This is a genomic window from Novosphingobium decolorationis (assembly GCF_018417475.1).
GTDB lineage: Bacteria > Pseudomonadota > Alphaproteobacteria > Sphingomonadales > Sphingomonadaceae > Novosphingobium > Novosphingobium decolorationis.
The window spans coordinates 1,170,994-1,185,048 of record NZ_CP054856.1 but is presented as its reverse complement, the minus strand read 5'-3'; the positions used below and the strand labels follow the sequence as shown (position 1 = coordinate 1,185,048).

Genomic DNA, 14,055 nt, shown 5'->3' with positions numbered 1-14,055 from the left:
TGGCAAGGGCTCAGGAATGGCTTGGCACCCTGGGCAATTCGCCAGCCGCGGATCGCGCATATCCGGGAGGCACCGACGGGACGGGGCAGAGGGCCTGTTCGCCCGGGGGGACGGGATCGACCTGGAGCGCCGCGCGGGCAAGCTCCTCGCCCACGCGGCGGATCACGCCGGACGAGGTGGGCAGATACTCGAAGCGGCCCTGGCGTCCGGCAAGTACGATCCCCTGCCCCTCGATCCGGGCCAGCGTATCGCGCAGAACACCTTCGGTTTCCGGGCGATAGAGCGGGTAGCAATCGGGGACATGTTCGTGCCCTTCCAGGCGCAGGTCGCGGGCGAGGCCGATGGCGGACAGGTGGTCGCGAAAATCGGCGAAGACATCCTTGGGTGCGTGTTCGCCTCCCGGGGGCAGGGTGCACTCGACGGCGAAGAATTCGCGGGGCATCTGCGGTTCGGGGTAGATGCGCGAATAGATCGTTGCGCGTTTCCAGCGCCCGCGCGTATCGAAGTTGAACAGCACGTTGCCCGTCTCGGAAGAGAGCTGGGCCGCCGAGACAAAGAGCGTGGTCATGCCGAGCGAGGTCAGCCCGCTGGGCGCGCCGAACAGGGCGCGGTGCAGCGTGTCGAGCGGGAGCGCCGAGACGACGGCGGTGGCCTCCAGCGAGCCGTGATCGGTTTCGATCCGGTAGCTGCCGTTGCCCCCGGAAAGGGTACGCAGCGCGGTTGCGGTCCGGATGTCCACGCCCCGTTCGATAAGCCGGTCGGTGATGGCCGCGAAGAGCGGGGCGTATCCCTCACGCGGGCGCACGTGCAGGGCGGGGCGGGGGCGGCCGGCCACCGAGCCCCGGCTGAGCAGCGCACGCACGGCAAGACGCGCCATTTCCCGTGGACGCGTGGCCTTCTCGATGAAGGCCATGCGGTGAAAGAAGAAGGATTCGCTCACCTCTTCGGGCGGGACGTGGTGAAAGCGGGTGATGTAGCTGCGCAGGCCGGTCTGCGCGAAGAAGCGCGTTCCGAGGCGCTGGGTCGATATTGCGGCGAGGCTGCCATCGCGCCGCACCGCAAGGCGCGAGACGGCAAGGTCGATCAGGGCTGCGGCCAGTTCGCGCGGAGGGCGGCGCAGGAACTCGCGCGGTTCGAGGGGGTAGTGCGCGAGCCCGCCGCCCGGCGCGATCCGGCGCTGGCGGCGGATGACCTGCGGGCACATCTCGCGAAGTCCGGGGGCCAGATGGAAAAGGCGCGCGCTGTTCTCGTAGAAGATCGAGCCCACGTCGAAGGTGTAGGGGCCGATGGTGCGGGAGCGGTGGGTGCCGCCGCACGCATCGCGCTCCTCGATCAGGGTGACGCGCATGCCCGCCGTGCTGAGAATATCCGCTGCGCTCAGGCCTGCGATCCCGCCGCCCAGCACCACGACATGCTCCTGCGCAGGCGCGCCATGAGCCTTATCCATCGGCGCGGCGGGAACGGGCGCACAGGCGAATGGACGAGGTGGTACGCAGCGAAATCCAGATCTCAGGCACCCGCATCGCCCCTAGTCTCCTGTTCGGGCCCGCAGGCGCCTCTCTCCGGCCGTGGCTGCGGTGTGCAGCGCGCGATCCGACCGAAGAGTGGTTGCGGGGCCTCTCCATGATCGGGCGGGCGGGCGCGACGCTCAAGCCGCGATTGCTCCATTCCCGAGGCATAGGGCCCATGACCGCGCCGGTACCTTGCGCGCGACGGCGCCTCCTTTTTATCGCCGGACGGGCGATGCCCACCCTGCTACCCTTGGGGGATGAACGAGACGATCAAGGCCGTGCGGATCATGGCGGATTTCTGTGCGGACGGGGTCTGGTCGGCGTCCTCGTACATTCCTGAAAGCACGATGGAGGGCTTCCGGGTCAGCGAGGCGCTGTGGGGACGGATCCAGGATTGGCAGGCCTGGCACGACAGCCAGATTCGCTGCGGGGGTGAGGATCCCGACTTCGATCTCGTGGGGTTCGTGCGCGAAGGTTATGCGCTGGCGCACGCGGTGAAGGCCGAACTGCCCGACTGGATCGTGCTCTATTCGGACGAAATCCTGCTCAACCACGCGATCGAGAACGACATCGAGGGCACGCCATGGACGGTGGAAATCACCTAGGTCCCCCGAAGGGAGGTTTGCGCATTCATGTCGGGAGGGCCTTTGGCCCGGTTGCCGTGTGGCCCCTGAGGGCCGTGGCGGAGACGGAGGGATTCGAACCCTCGGTACCCTGATAGAGTACGGTTCCTTAGCAGGGAACTGGTTTCAGCCACTCACCCACGTCTCCGCAGCGGCTAGGGGAGCGCCTATAGCCATGGTCATCCGGGGCCGCAAGGGGCCATCGCGCGGTTTTTTCAATTCCTTGCGCAATTGGGGAGAATAGCAGGCCAGGGGATTTCGGCTGACCGCAAAAGCAGGTTGTCTGGCCGCCCGTTCATTGCGAGGTCAGGCGCACTCGATTCTTTATGGGCGTGTAACGAAGGGGCCGTGTGCAGGGGGCATGCGGCGCAAAGACATTTGGCGCAAAGGGCACCCCAGGCCCGGGAGGAACAAGCACGTGCGCAAGCAAACCACACAGCGGGCCGGTATCGGAAAGAGCCTCGTTGCTCTCGTTGCGGCAACGGCGATGGCTGTGCTGGGCCCGGCGAGCACCGCCTCGGCCCAGATCCAGACAGTCGATCCCGACACCGCCATCGACGGAGACCTGCAGGGCGGAACCACCCGCTATCCTGCGCCGCAGGGCACGGCCCCGGCAAGCCAGACCTATCCGCGTCCGGGCGAACTGCCTGCCACCGACGGCGACTATCCGGAAGAGACCTATTCGTCCGAACAGGACACGGATAGCGCCGGGAACGGTACGCCGCTCGGCACGCCGATGACCTCGCCGGTCCCGGCGCCCACGGCCTCTTCGCCGGGCCGCGTGTCGGACTGGAATGCACAGCAATTCGCCGGAGACGGTGCCGGCGCGGGCACGAACGGCACGACCTACCACGAGGACGACCTGATCGGCGCGGCCGAAGGCGTCTTCGGCAAGGGCGCGCAGGGGCTTGCGGACGTCATCCGCGATCTTCTCAAGAAGCAGGGCGAACCCAACGGCTATATCGTCGGACGCGAGGGCGGTGCGGCGCTCGCGATCGGCCTGCGCTATGGCTCGGGCACCTTGTACCACAAGATCGAAGGCCAGCGTCCGGTCTACTGGACGGGCCCCTCGATCGGTTTCGACGCGGGCGCCAACGCGGCGAGCACCTTCGTCCTCGTCTACAACCTCTACGACACCGAGGACCTCTACAAGCGCTTCGGCGCGGGCGAGGGGCAGGCCTATCTCATCGGCGGCTTCAACGTCTCGTACCTGCGGCGCGGCGATGTCGTCCTGATTCCCGTTCGCGCGGGCGCGGGCCTGCGCCTGGGCGCCAACATCGGCTACATGAAGTTCTCCGAAAAGCAGCGCTGGCTGCCGTTCTGATCGCGCGTCCTTCGCGCAACGATTGAAATGCGAGCGCGCCTCCTGTCCGGGGGCGCGTTTCGTTTTTGGGCACCTTTGCGTTTCTTGGTGTCGCAATTGTTGCATTAGGCTGTTGCGCGCCAACGGCGACCGGAGTAAGTGCCGCCCGCCATGCTTAGCAACCTTCAACAACAGCCCGCCGACGCGCTCCTTGCGCTGATCAAGCTCCACAACGACGACCCGCGCGCCGACAAGATCGATCTTGGCGTGGGCGTCTACCGTACCGGTGACGGGGAAACCCCGGTCTTCGGCGCGATCAAGGCCGCCGAGAAGAAACTCGTCGAGACCCAGGACTCGAAGGCCTACCTCGGCCCCGAGGGTGACATGGGCTTCGTGGCCGCGCTGATGCCCTACGTCTTCGGCAAGGAAAACCCGGACATGGGTGGCCGTATCGAGGGCATGCAGACGCCCGGCGGCACCGGCTCGCTGCGTCTCGCGCTTGCCATGGTGCAGCGCGCGGGCGCCAAGCGCATCATCGTGGGCAAGCCCAGCTGGCCCAACCACGCGCAGATCTGCAAGGACCTTGGCCTCGAGGTCGTTGAATTCAACCACGCCGGCGAAGACGGCAAGGTGGACATGGACGCGCTGCGCGCCGCCATCGCTTCGGGCACCGAGGGTGACGCCATGCTGCTGCACGGCTGCTGCCACAACCCGACCGGCATCGACTACACCCACGCCAACTGGGACGAGATCGCGGGTCTTCTGGCGAACAGCCCGATCATGCCGATCCTCGACCTCGCCTACCAGGGCCTTGGCCTTGGCATGGAAGAGGACGCCTACGGTCTTCGCACCGTCCTTGCCGCGGTTCCCGACGCGCTGATCTGCTACTCGTGCGACAAGAACTTCGGTCTCTACCGCGACCGCGTCGGCGCGCTCTACGCCATGGCGAAGGACCCGGCCGACCTGACCAAGATCATGTCGAACGGCCACAGCCTGGCGCGTGCCAACTGGTCGCAGCCGCCAGATCACGGCGGTGCGGCGGTGCGCCTGGTGCTCGAAGACGAAGCGCTGACCGCGCAGTGGCTCGCCGAACTCGACGAGATGCGCGAGCGCATGCGCTGGGTGCGTGACAAGCTGGCTGCGGCCGGTGTCACTGGCGGTGTCGACCTTTCGCCCATCGGTATCCAGAACGGCCTGTTCTCGATCATTCCCTTCACCCCCGAGCAGGTGCAGGAAATGCGCAAGAACCACGGCATCTACTTCGCCGGTTCGGGCCGCATCAACGTGGCCGGTCTCACCACCGGCAACATCGACAAGTTCATTGCCGCCGTGGCGGAAGTGACCGCCTGATGCCTCTTGAGCGTCAGCCGGTCCTCGATGGGGGCCGGCTGACGCTCTGGCCTCTGTGCGAGGCCGCCCCTTGCGCCTTTGGCAAGGTGGCACGTGATCCCGCCATTTGGGCGGGCCACTTCTCCCCAGATCGCTGGCGCAAACCGCAGCCGCGTGCCGGTGTGCGGCAGGCACCGGACGTCGGGGGCACCCCATGAACATCGCGATCCTGACCTTCGAAGGCTTCAACGAACTCGATTCGTTCATCGCCTCGGCCCTGCTCAACCGGATGAAGCCCAAGGGCTGGTCGGCGCAGATCACCTGTCCGAGCGCGGAAGTGACCTCGATGAACGGGGTGACCGTGCGCGCCCAGCAGCCGCTCGCCTTCGCGCGCGAGGCCGACGCGGTGCTGATCGGCAGTGGCATCTACACCCGCGAAATCGCGCAGGACCCCGCGATCCTGGAGCAGTTGCGGCTCGATCCCGCGCGCCAGCTGATCGGGGCGCAGTGTTCGGGCACGTTGCTGCTCGCGCGCCTCGGCCTCATCGGCAATCTTCCCGCCTGCACCGACCTTACGACGAAGCCCTGGGTGGTGGAGGCCGGTGTCGAGGTGCTCGACGCGCCGTTCATCGCCCATGGCCACGTCGCGACGGCGGGCGGGTGCCTGGCCTCGCAGTATCTTGCGGCCTGGATGATCGCGAAGGGAAGCGGCGAGGCGGACGCGCGCGAGGCGATCCACTACGTCGCGCCCGTGGGCGAGAAGGCGCGCACGGTGCGCCAGGCGATGGACGTGGTCGGGCCCTACCTTCGCTGAAGGCGAAAGCCCGGCGCCGGATTAGCTGCGCAGCGACTGCATGCGCTGGAGATAGCGCGCCAGCACGTCGATCTCGAGGTTTACCGCATCGCCCACGGAAAGCTGGCCAATGGTGGTGACCTCGGCGGTGTGGGGGATGATGTTGAGCATGAAGTGGCAGGTGCCATCGGCCTGATCGTCCACGGTGTTGACGGTGAGCGATACCCCGTCGAGCGTGATCGAGCCCTTGGGGGCGAGGTAGGGGGCCAGCTCCTTGCTCGCCGCGATCACGAACTGCTTGGAATCGCCGACAGGGGTGATGCTCACGACCGAGCCGACGCCGTCGACGTGGCCGGTGACGATGTGCCCGCCCAGTTCATCGCCCAGCTTCAGCGCGGGCTCGAGATTGAGCTGCGCGCCTTCTTCCCAGTGGCCGGGCGCGGTGCGCGCCATGGTCTCACCTGAGATGTCGACCGCGAACCAGGCATCGCCCGCCGCACCGCCCTTGTCGACCACGGTCAGGCACACGCCCGAGCACGCGATCGAGGCGCCGATGGCGATCGTTGCGGGATCGAAGGGGCAGGCGATCACCGCGTGCAGGTCGCCATCGTGGCGCGCGTCGCGCAGGGTGCCGATGGCGGTGACGATTCCGGTGAACATGCGGGCAAGGTCCCTTGGTGATTGGTGCTCAGCGCGCGCTGTAGACTTCGAGGGTGTCGCTGCCAAGGGCGCGGCGCTCGACCAGCGACCATCGGCCATGCGCCTGGGAAAGGGCGCAGAGGCCATAGTCGCCAAGGCCGGGCCGTCCGCCGACAAGGATGGGCGCACGGTAGATGAGCAGGCGGTCCACCAGTCGCGCTTTCAGGAAGGCCGCGGCCGCGCCTGCCCCGCCTTCGACGAAGAGGTACTGGACGGCGTCCATGTCGCGGATCGCTTCGGGGGAGGGGAGCGCGTTCCACCCTTCGGGTACGGTGCCACGTGTCAGGACCCAGCGCGTCGGACTGCGCGCCTCCAGGCCGGGCAGGCGCACATCGAGGCGCGGGGTATCGGCGCGCAGCGTGCCGCCGCCCACGAGGATGGCGTCGCTCCTGGCGCGCTGGGCGTGGGTGTGGGCGCGCGCTTCGGCCCCCGTGATCCACTGGCTCTCGCCGCTAGCCATCGCGATGCAGCCATCGAGAGAGAGGGCAAGCTTCAGCGTAACGTGCGGGCGTCCTTGCGTGCGCTGGAGGAGATAGCCGGCAAGGCTCTCCTCGCACGCGGGCGAGTGCAGATACTCTGCCGCGATCCCGGCAGCACGGATGCGGGCAAGCCCGGCACCACTGGTGCGCGGGTCAGGGTCCATGCAGCCGATGACGACGCGGGCGGGCCGCGCCGCGCAGATCAGGTCGGCGCAGGAGGGCCCGCGCGGCGACTGGTGCGCGCAGGGCTCCAGCGTGACGTAGAGGGTCGCGCCGTGGGCGGCGTCTCCGGCCAGGCCGAGCGCGACGGCTTCGGCGTGGGGGCGTCCACCCTCCTGCGTCCACCCGCGCGCGAGGACGCGCCCGTCCTTGACGAGGAGGGCGCCGACACCCGGGTTGGGGCGGCTGAGCGGACGGGCCCGCGCGGCAAGCGCAGCTGCCGCGGCAAGCCAGCGCGAATCGTCGTTCACGGCCGGGTGGGGGCGTCGCCGCTTTCGGCGGAGGGCGCATCCGCCGTCTCGCCGGGCATCCTGGGCGCAACGGCGCCTTCGGGCAGGCGCGGCTTGCCGATTTCCTTGAGCTTGGCCGCCTTTTCGGCCGCCTCTTCGGCTTCGGCCTCGCGCGCGATCTTGTCGACGTCCATGCCCGACCAGCGGCCCAGCGTCTTGTAGATCTCGCGCACTTCCTTGTCGCGCTTGGCCTGCTCGAAGGCGAGTTCTTCCTTGGCCTTCTGGTTGGCGATGTTTTCCTTGAGGATTTCCTCGTCCGAGCGGCCCTCGGGCAGCGTCGAGATCCAGGTCACCTTGGGCGGGGGATGGGGCGCAGAGCCCTCCTGGCCGGCCATCATGTAGAAGATCGCAAAGGTGCAGGCCGCCGAGATCGCGGCGATGCGCCAGCGGTTGGTGCCCGCCTGCTGCCACACGAACCGGAAGTCCGCGAGCATGCCGGTGGGCTTGACGTCCTGCCAGTATCCGGAGCGTTTTGAGAAAAGCATGGGGGCTATTTAGAGCCTATTGCGAGCAAACGCTAGCCGAAGGGGACATAGAGGCTGCGCCCGTGCGCCTTGAGCCAGCGGTTCGCCTCGTGGACCGAGCCTTCGAAGATGGTCTTGAGGCAGTGGTGGAAGGCGGGCGAATGGTCGAAATGGACCAGGTGCGCGACCTCGTGCGCGACGACCGAGCGGCGCACCGCATCGGGCGCCATGACAAGCCGCCAGTTGATGCGGATCGCGCCATCGGCCGCGCAGCTCCCCCAGCGGCGCTTGGCGCTGGAGAGGGAGAGGGCGGGCGTGGGCTGGCCTGCGCGCGCGCAGTATTCGGCCAGGTCCTCTTCCAGGAGGGGCCGCGCCTCACCCTGCATCCAGCGCGCAAGGCGCGAGGGGAGCGAGGAGGTCGGCCCTCCGACCTCCAGCGTCTCTGCCCCCAGTACCACCCGGCGCGGCGCAGCGGGATCGTGGGCGAGGACCAGCGAGGCGCCGCGAAAGAGGATCTGCGCGCCGTCGGTCAGTTCGCTCGCTTCGGGCACCGCGCGCAGTTGTTTTTCCAGCCAGGCCATGCGCGAACGCGCGAAGGCGAGTGCCTCGCTCTCGCGCACATAGGGGGGGAGGGTGATGCGCACCGCGCTGCCATCGGGGGCCAGGCGCATGGTCATGCGCCGCGCGCGCTCCATGCGGCGCAAGGCAATGGGGACGTCGCGCCCGCACAGCGTGACGCTCGGCTCCTGACGGGGATCGCGCTTGAGCCAGTCGAGCATCGGCCTCAGGCGTCCCGCGCCTCATTGTCGGTGCCGGTTCCGGTTTCGGCCTCGTTCTCGACGATGTCCCAGGGGTTCTGGCCCTCCTCGATCTCGAACTCCTGCTCCATGCCTTCGGGCCAGATGATGTGCTGTTCGAGCGGCCCGGCGTCGATCTCGCTGACCACGCGGCCCGCCACCGAAACCCCGGCGCGATGAACTGCCTCGCGGTCGCCGCAGACAAGGTAGTGCCATTCGGGCAGGGGCTGGTCCTCGGCGCGCAGGCGATAGGCGCAGGTCTCGGGCAGCCAGGGGAGCGTGCCGACCGAGCGCAGGGTCAGCGTCAGGCAATCGGCCACCGCGCGCTTGCGGTGGGGGTAGTCGCTGCACAGCGCGGTCTTGGTGTCGAGCAGCTTGCAGGCGACGTTGGTGTGGTAGATCTCGCCGCTGTCGGCGTCTTCGACCTTGTGCAGGCAGCACTGGCCGCAGCCATCGCACAGCGCCTCCCACTGGCCCTTGTCGAGGCTGGCGAGCGGGCGCTCCCAGAACGGGCGCGCGCTCACTGGACGAGCGCTGCCAGGTCGGCGGCGACGGCCTGGCGGCCCTTGTCGACGGGCAGCATGGCGACGGGTTCGCCGTCCGGGTTCATCAGGTAGACGAAGCGCGAGTGGTCCATGAGGTAGCCGCCCTGCGTTTCTGCACCCTTGCCGTAGTAGACCGCGAAGGCCTTGGCGGCGGCATCGACCTGCTCCTTCGTGCCGGTAAGGCCCTTGAGGTCCTTGCCGAAGGCGGCGGTCCATTCGCCCACGATCTCGGGCGTGTCGCGTTCGGGGTCGATGGTGATGAAGATGGGCTGGACCTTGGCGGCGGCCTCGGGATGGGCCTTGGCGAAGGCGTTGTAGCCCATCATCATTTCCTGCACGTCGATCGGGCAGGCGTCGGGACAGAAGGTGTAACCGAAGTAGAGCATCGCCCACTTGCCGCGAAAGTCCTTCCAGGTGACGGTCTTGCCGTCTTTGTCGACGAGCGTGAAGGGGCCGCCGATCTCGGCGCCGGTGATGTCGGTGCCGACGATGGGGGGCATTTCGGGCGCGTCGCGGCCGTCCGAACAGCCCGCAAGGGCAAGGCCAAGGCCAAGCGTTGCGGCAAGGAGCGTGCGGCGGACGGTGCGGGAGGCAAGATGGGTCATGGCGAAGCGGTTCATGCTCTGCTAGACCGCGACTTGCAAGGCGCGGATGGAGGGCGCGCGCCCAGCTTGTTGAGAATTCACGGAAGGATATCAAAGGTGTCGAAACTCGCGAACCGGAACGGGACGCCGCTTGGCCGGCTGTTTCTGAAAGGGGCCCTGGCGTTGGCTGCTGCGGGCCTCGCAACGGGCTCGCTGGCGAGCGGCGCGGCGGCGCAGACCGGTTTCTCCGAAGGCTACAAGTTCCTCGAATCGGTGAAGAAGAAGGAAGGCGAAGAGGTCGAGCAGGCGATCATGAGCACGCCCCTCATCGTCAATTCCAGGGACGTGACGAGCGGGGAGACCGCGCTTCACATCGTCGTCCAGCGCCGCGACATCACCTGGCTGCGCTATCTTGTGCAGAAGGGGGCCGAGCCCAACCTTGCCGACGACCATGGCCGCACGCCGCTGCAGCAGGCGGTGAACCTGGGCTGGCGCGACGGCGCGATCTACCTGATCGAGAACGGCGCGCGCACCAACGACTCGAACGATGCGGGCGAAACCCCGCTGATCTCGGCCGTCCACCGCCGCGATACCGAACTGATGAAGGCGCTGCTCAAGGCAGGCGCCGATCCTTCGCGCACCGACAATTCCGGGCGCAGCGCGCGCGACTATGCCGAACTGAATGGCAAGGACAGCTATCTGGTGAAGGTCATTGACGACAACGTGACCGCAGGCGCCAGCAAGAACTCCAAGCCCGTCTACGGCCCCACTTTCTGAAGGAACAGGGCATGGAAGAAGCCACCACCCTTGCCGACCTGCGCCGCAACCTGGCGCCCGCGACCGCCGATGCCGCTGCCTTCGATGGCTGGAGCGCGCAGGCGGTCGAGCAGGCCGCGCGCCAGCACGGCGTCGATCCCGAACTTGCCGCCTATGCCTTTGGCGGCAAGCAGATGGCGATGATCGAGGCCTGGATCGAGGCGATCGACGCGGCGATGTTCGCGGCGGTTCCCGCCGACTCGCTGGCGGGCGTGCCCGTGCGCGAGAAGATCCGTCGCCTCGTCATGGCCCGCCTCGAGGCCGCGAGCGGGCGCGAGGAAGCGCTCACCCGCGCGCTGGCAATCATGGCAATGCCGCAAAACCTCGCGCGCGCCGCGCAACTGGGCTGGTACAGCGCGGACCTCATGTGGCGCGTGGCGGGCGACACCGCGACCGACTACAACCACTACACCAAGCGCACCACGCTGGGCGCGCTCTACGCCGCGACGCTGCAGGTCTTCGCGCGCGAGAAGGACCCGGAAAAGCCTGAAACCCGCGCTTTTCTGGAGCGCCGGATCGAGGGCATCCTGCGCTTCGAGAAGGTGAAGGCGCAGCTCACCCGTTCGCCCGACGAGCGTTTCAGCCTGACCCGCCTCCTGGGGCGCCTGCGCTACCCGGCGCGCTGACACCGTCATCTTCGCAAGCAGGCGCACCGTGTTGCGCGCCTGCAAGATTTGATTTCGGCCAATGACATGGCGTCCTGCTTATTGCGAGGCAGTTGCAAAGACGCCTCTAATCTGGCAGCGCCATCTTATGACTCTCGATCAACAACCCATCGATCAGAAGGTCCGCATCGTTGCGGTCGACTGGGACCAGCTCGTCCCCGAGGAAGCGCGGCGTCTGCGCGCGCTGGGCGTCGATACCGGCGCGCAGGTTTCGGTGTCGCAGCGCGGCGTGTTCGGCGGGCGTGACCCCATCGCGCTGCGCATCGGGCGCATGGTCGTCGCGGTGCGCCGCGCCCACGCCGCCGCGATCGAGGTGAGCGATCTGGAGAGCACCCCGGCATGAGCCGCCCACGCAAGATCGCCCTCGTCGGAAATCCCAACGCCGGCAAGAGCGCGCTGTTCAACGCGCTGACCGGCGCGCGCCAGAAGATCGCGAATTATCCGGGCGTTACCGTGGAGCGCAAGTCGGGCCGCCTGGTCCTGCCGACCGGAGAGCCGGTCGAGCTGACCGACCTTCCCGGCGCTTATGGCCTCGATGCGACGAGCCCCGACGAGGAAGTGACCTCCAAGGTCATCCGTGGCCAGTTCCCGGGCGAGGCCGAGCCCGATGTGCTCGTGATCGTCCTCGACGCCTCGAATCTGGAACAGCACCTCGTCTTCGCGCAGGAACTGCTTGCACTGGGCAAGCCCACCGTGATCGCGCTCAACATGGTCGATCTGGCCGAGCGCGACGGGCTCGTGCTCGATCCCTCCGTGCTGGAGGAAGAGCTGGGCGTGCGCGTGGTGCCGACCGTCGCGGTACGCCGCCGCGGCCTGACCGAGCTCGCCGAAGCCGCGTCTTCGGCCGGGCTTCGCGAGCCGGGGCCAAGCCTGACCGAGATCGGTGAGACCGAGCGGCGCGTGGCCGCGCACGCGATGGCGAATGGCGCGATCCTGTCGGAGACCCGCCAGCGCCGCCTGCACGCGCGCCTCGATTCGGTGCTGCTCAATCCCTGGGCCGGACCGGTCGTGCTGTTCGCGCTCCTGTTCGTGATCTTCCAGGCGGTGTTCGCCTGGGCCACGCCCTTTGCCGACGCGCTGGAGGCCGGTGTGGGCGCGCTGCACGACACGGTCACGGGCCTCATGCCCGCGAGCTTCGTGCGCGATCTCCTGACCGAGGGCATCATCTCGGGCGTGGGCTCGGTGGTGGTGTTCCTGCCCCAGATCGTCATCCTCTTCGCCTTCATCCTTGCCATGGAAGCCTCGGGCTACATGGCGCGCGCGGCCTTCCTGATGGACCGCATGATGGCGAGCGTGGGCCTTTCCGGGCGCAGCTTCATTCCGCTTCTCTCCAGCTTCGCCTGCGCCATTCCGGGCATCATGGCGACCCGTTCGATCACCGATCCCAAGGACCGGCTGACCACGATCCTGATCGCGCCGATGATGACCTGCTCGGCGCGCCTGCCGGTCTATGCCGTCATCATCGCCGCCTTCATTCCCAACGAGAGCGTGGGCTGGGGCGTGGGGCTGCAGGGCCTCGTGCTCTTCGCGCTCTATGTCGCAGGTGTGCTGGGCGCGATGCTGGTTGCCCTCATCCTGCGCCGCTCGGTGACCAAGGGCGCGGCTTCGGGCTTCATCATGGAGCTGCCCAAGTACCAGCTGCCCCGGCCGGGCGACCTGCTGCTGGGCCTGTGGCAGCGCGCCTGGATCTTCCTGCGCCGTGCGGGCACGATCATCTTCATGGTCACGGTGGTCCTGTGGATCATGCTCAGCTTCCCGCGCGCCGAACCCGGGCAGAGCCAGGTCGATGCCTCGTTCGCGGGTAAGATCGCCAATGGCCTGGCCGTGGTGGTCGAGCCGATCGGCTTCAACCGCGACATGGCGCTCGCGCTGATCCCGGCGATGGCCGCGCGCGAAGTGGCGGTCTCCTCGCTGGCGACGACGTACGCGGTTGATGCGAGCGACGAGGACGAGGAAGCGGCCGAACTGGGCGAGCAGCTCAAGGGCCGCTGGACCCTGCCGATGGCGCTGGCCTTCCTCGCCTGGTTCGTCTTTGCGCCCCAGTGCATGTCGACCATCGCCGTCACCCGGCGCGAGACCAATGGCTGGAAGTGGCCGACCTTCATGCTCGCCTATCTCTTCGGCCTTGCCTACGTGGCGGCCGGGGCGACCTACTGGCTGGCGGTCTGGGCCGGGCTCTAGATCGGATTCCGGGCAGGGCTGTTCAAAAACCGGGACGCACGACTCGCGTCCCGGTCGGCCTTTCGCTAACCCCGGTGGCCGAAATTCAGAAGAAAGCGATTCATCCATGGCAGGCAGCGTCAACAAGGTCATCCTCGTCGGCAACCTCGGGGCCGACCCCGAAGTGAAGTCGTTCCAGAACGGCGGGCGCGTGGCGAACCTGCGCATCGCGACCTCGGAAACCTGGAAGGACCGCCAGACCGGTGAGCGCCGCGAGCGCACCGAGTGGCACCAGGTCGTGCTCCAGTCCGACGGCCTCGTTGGCGTCGCCGAGCGTTTCCTGCGCAAGGGCTCGAAGGTCTACATCGAAGGCCAGCTGCGCACCCGCAAGTGGCAGGACCGCGACGGCAATGACCGTTACACCACCGAGATCTCGGTGGCTGGCGTGGGCGGCGTGCTGACCATGCTCGACAGCGCGGGCGGCGGCGGCGGCCAGCGCGGCGGTGGCGGCATGGGCGGCAGCTCGGGCGGTGACAGCTGGGGCGGCGGTGGCGGCTCGTCTTCGGGCGGCGGCGACTGGGGCCGTTCGGGCGGTTCGTCGGGTGGCGGCGACAGCTGGGGCGGCGGTTCCTCGGGTGGCGGCGCGTCCTCGGGCGGCAGCGACTGGGGCCGCAGCGGCGGTTCGTCCTCGTCCTCCTCGGGCGGCGGCTTCGGCGACGATCTGGACGACGATATTCCGTTCTGATTCTGGCCGTTCTGATCGAAGCTGCGATCACAA

The 14,055-nt window shown here is 67.9% G+C and carries 16 protein-coding genes and 1 tRNA gene; 9 read left to right on the top strand and 8 right to left on the bottom strand.

Annotation, left to right across the window (positions count from 1 at the left end; genetic code table 11):
• Window positions 1–10: 10 nt before the first annotated feature.
• Window positions 11–1,447 (bottom strand): protoporphyrinogen/coproporphyrinogen oxidase, encoded by a 1,437-nt coding sequence (locus HT578_RS05420; RefSeq protein WP_239026496.1) that lies wholly within the window; start codon window positions 1,445–1,447, stop codon window positions 11–13.
• Between the two features lie 321 nt (window positions 1,448–1,768).
• Between HT578_RS05420 and HT578_RS05415 the strand changes: the two genes are divergently transcribed.
• The gene (locus HT578_RS05415) at window positions 1,769–2,116 is read left to right on the top strand and encodes a hypothetical protein (RefSeq protein ID WP_213502525.1); all 348 of its coding nucleotides are present in this window, start codon (window positions 1,769–1,771) and stop codon (window positions 2,114–2,116) included.
• Window positions 2,117–2,191: 75 nt separating this feature from the next.
• Here HT578_RS05415 and HT578_RS05410 read toward each other — a convergent pair.
• Window positions 2,192–2,282: transfer RNA gene (locus HT578_RS05410), tRNA-Ser, on the bottom strand.
• Window positions 2,283–2,552: 270 nt separating this feature from the next.
• Between HT578_RS05410 and HT578_RS05405 the strand changes: the two genes are divergently transcribed.
• From HT578_RS05405 to HT578_RS05395, 3 genes are all read left to right on the top strand, one after another.
• Window positions 2,553–3,458, top strand: a complete 906-nt coding sequence (locus HT578_RS05405; RefSeq protein WP_422394374.1) for a DUF1134 domain-containing protein — start codon at window positions 2,553–2,555, stop codon at window positions 3,456–3,458.
• Window positions 3,459–3,608: 150 nt separating this feature from the next.
• On the top strand, window positions 3,609–4,787 hold the full coding sequence (locus HT578_RS05400) for an amino acid aminotransferase (RefSeq protein WP_213502523.1): 1,179 nt from the start codon (window positions 3,609–3,611) through the stop codon (window positions 4,785–4,787).
• Between the two features lie 193 nt (window positions 4,788–4,980).
• Window positions 4,981–5,580, top strand: a complete 600-nt coding sequence (locus tag HT578_RS05395; RefSeq protein WP_213502521.1) for a DJ-1/PfpI family protein — start codon at window positions 4,981–4,983, stop codon at window positions 5,578–5,580.
• 21 nt (window positions 5,581–5,601) lie between these two features.
• On the opposite strand, the gene HT578_RS05390 is transcribed toward HT578_RS05395, so the two are convergent.
• The 6 genes from HT578_RS05390 to HT578_RS05365 are packed head-to-tail and all read right to left on the bottom strand — an operon-like array spanning window position 5,602 to window position 9,657.
• Window positions 5,602–6,219, bottom strand: a complete 618-nt coding sequence (locus HT578_RS05390; protein WP_213502519.1) for a riboflavin synthase — start codon at window positions 6,217–6,219, stop codon at window positions 5,602–5,604.
• Window positions 6,220–6,247: 28 nt separating this feature from the next.
• On the bottom strand, window positions 6,248–7,207 hold the full coding sequence (ribD, locus tag HT578_RS05385) for a bifunctional diaminohydroxyphosphoribosylaminopyrimidine deaminase/5-amino-6-(5-phosphoribosylamino)uracil reductase RibD (protein ID WP_213502517.1): 960 nt from the start codon (window positions 7,205–7,207) through the stop codon (window positions 6,248–6,250).
• On the bottom strand, window positions 7,204–7,731 hold the full coding sequence (locus HT578_RS05380; RefSeq protein ID WP_239026495.1) for a hypothetical protein: 528 nt from the start codon (window positions 7,729–7,731) through the stop codon (window positions 7,204–7,206). The genes ribD and HT578_RS05380 overlap by 4 nt, the downstream gene beginning before the upstream one ends.
• Window positions 7,732–7,763: 32 nt before the next feature.
• Window positions 7,764–8,489, bottom strand: coding sequence for a M48 family metallopeptidase (locus HT578_RS05375; RefSeq protein ID WP_213502515.1), 726 nt, complete (start codon window positions 8,487–8,489; stop codon window positions 7,764–7,766).
• 5 nt (window positions 8,490–8,494) lie between these two features.
• The gene (locus HT578_RS05370; RefSeq protein WP_213502513.1) at window positions 8,495–9,031 is read right to left on the bottom strand and encodes a YcgN family cysteine cluster protein; all 537 of its coding nucleotides are present in this window, start codon (window positions 9,029–9,031) and stop codon (window positions 8,495–8,497) included.
• Window positions 9,028–9,657, bottom strand: coding sequence for an SCO family protein (locus tag HT578_RS05365; RefSeq protein WP_239026494.1), 630 nt, complete (start codon window positions 9,655–9,657; stop codon window positions 9,028–9,030). Before HT578_RS05365 ends, HT578_RS05370 begins: the two co-directional genes overlap by 4 nt.
• Window positions 9,658–9,753: 96 nt before the next feature.
• On the opposite strand from HT578_RS05365, the gene HT578_RS05360 reads away from it, so the two are divergent.
• From HT578_RS05360 to ssb, 5 genes are all read left to right on the top strand, one after another.
• Window positions 9,754–10,413 (top strand): ankyrin repeat domain-containing protein, encoded by a 660-nt coding sequence (locus HT578_RS05360; protein WP_338422169.1) that lies wholly within the window; start codon window positions 9,754–9,756, stop codon window positions 10,411–10,413.
• An 11-nt stretch (window positions 10,414–10,424) separates the two neighbouring features.
• Window positions 10,425–11,078: a COQ9 family protein gene (locus tag HT578_RS05355; protein ID WP_213502507.1), complete on the top strand. Its 654-nt coding sequence runs from the start codon at window positions 10,425–10,427 to the stop codon at window positions 11,076–11,078.
• Between the two features lie 127 nt (window positions 11,079–11,205).
• Window positions 11,206–11,460, top strand: a complete 255-nt coding sequence (locus HT578_RS05350; protein ID WP_039392652.1) for a FeoA family protein — start codon at window positions 11,206–11,208, stop codon at window positions 11,458–11,460.
• Window positions 11,457–13,298, top strand: a complete 1,842-nt coding sequence (gene feoB, locus HT578_RS05345; protein ID WP_213502505.1) for a ferrous iron transporter B — start codon at window positions 11,457–11,459, stop codon at window positions 13,296–13,298. Before HT578_RS05350 ends, feoB begins: the two co-directional genes overlap by 4 nt.
• Before the next feature lie 106 nt (window positions 13,299–13,404).
• Window positions 13,405–14,022, top strand: a complete 618-nt coding sequence (gene ssb, locus HT578_RS05340) for a single-stranded DNA-binding protein (RefSeq protein WP_213502502.1) — start codon at window positions 13,405–13,407, stop codon at window positions 14,020–14,022.
• Window positions 14,023–14,055 lie beyond the last annotated feature (33 nt).

Excerpts from the sequence above, each read along its gene's own strand:
- HT578_RS05400 (WP_213502523.1), top strand. The coding sequence starts at position 3,609 with ATGCTTAGCAACCTTCAACAACAGCCCGCCGACGCGCTCCTTGCGCTG.
- HT578_RS05395 (WP_213502521.1), top strand. The coding sequence starts at position 4,981 with ATGAACATCGCGATCCTGACCTTCGAAGGCTTCAACGAACTCGATTCG.
- HT578_RS05365 (WP_239026494.1), bottom strand. The coding sequence starts at position 9,657 with ATGACCCATCTTGCCTCCCGCACCGTCCGCCGCACGCTCCTTGCCGCA.
- HT578_RS05415 (WP_213502525.1), top strand. The coding sequence starts at position 1,769 with ATGAACGAGACGATCAAGGCCGTGCGGATCATGGCGGATTTCTGTGCG.
- HT578_RS05380 (WP_239026495.1), bottom strand. The coding sequence starts at position 7,731 with ATGCTTTTCTCAAAACGCTCCGGATACTGGCAGGACGTCAAGCCCACC.
- feoB (WP_213502505.1), top strand. The coding sequence starts at position 11,457 with ATGAGCCGCCCACGCAAGATCGCCCTCGTCGGAAATCCCAACGCCGGC.
- HT578_RS05355 (WP_213502507.1), top strand. The coding sequence starts at position 10,425 with ATGGAAGAAGCCACCACCCTTGCCGACCTGCGCCGCAACCTGGCGCCC.
- HT578_RS05375 (WP_213502515.1), bottom strand. The coding sequence starts at position 8,489 with ATGCTCGACTGGCTCAAGCGCGATCCCCGTCAGGAGCCGAGCGTCACG.
- HT578_RS05420 (WP_239026496.1), bottom strand. The coding sequence starts at position 1,447 with ATGGATAAGGCTCATGGCGCGCCTGCGCAGGAGCATGTCGTGGTGCTG.
- ssb (WP_213502502.1), top strand. The coding sequence starts at position 13,405 with ATGGCAGGCAGCGTCAACAAGGTCATCCTCGTCGGCAACCTCGGGGCC.
- HT578_RS05390 (WP_213502519.1), bottom strand. The coding sequence starts at position 6,219 with ATGTTCACCGGAATCGTCACCGCCATCGGCACCCTGCGCGACGCGCGC.
- HT578_RS05350 (WP_039392652.1), top strand. The coding sequence starts at position 11,206 with ATGACTCTCGATCAACAACCCATCGATCAGAAGGTCCGCATCGTTGCG.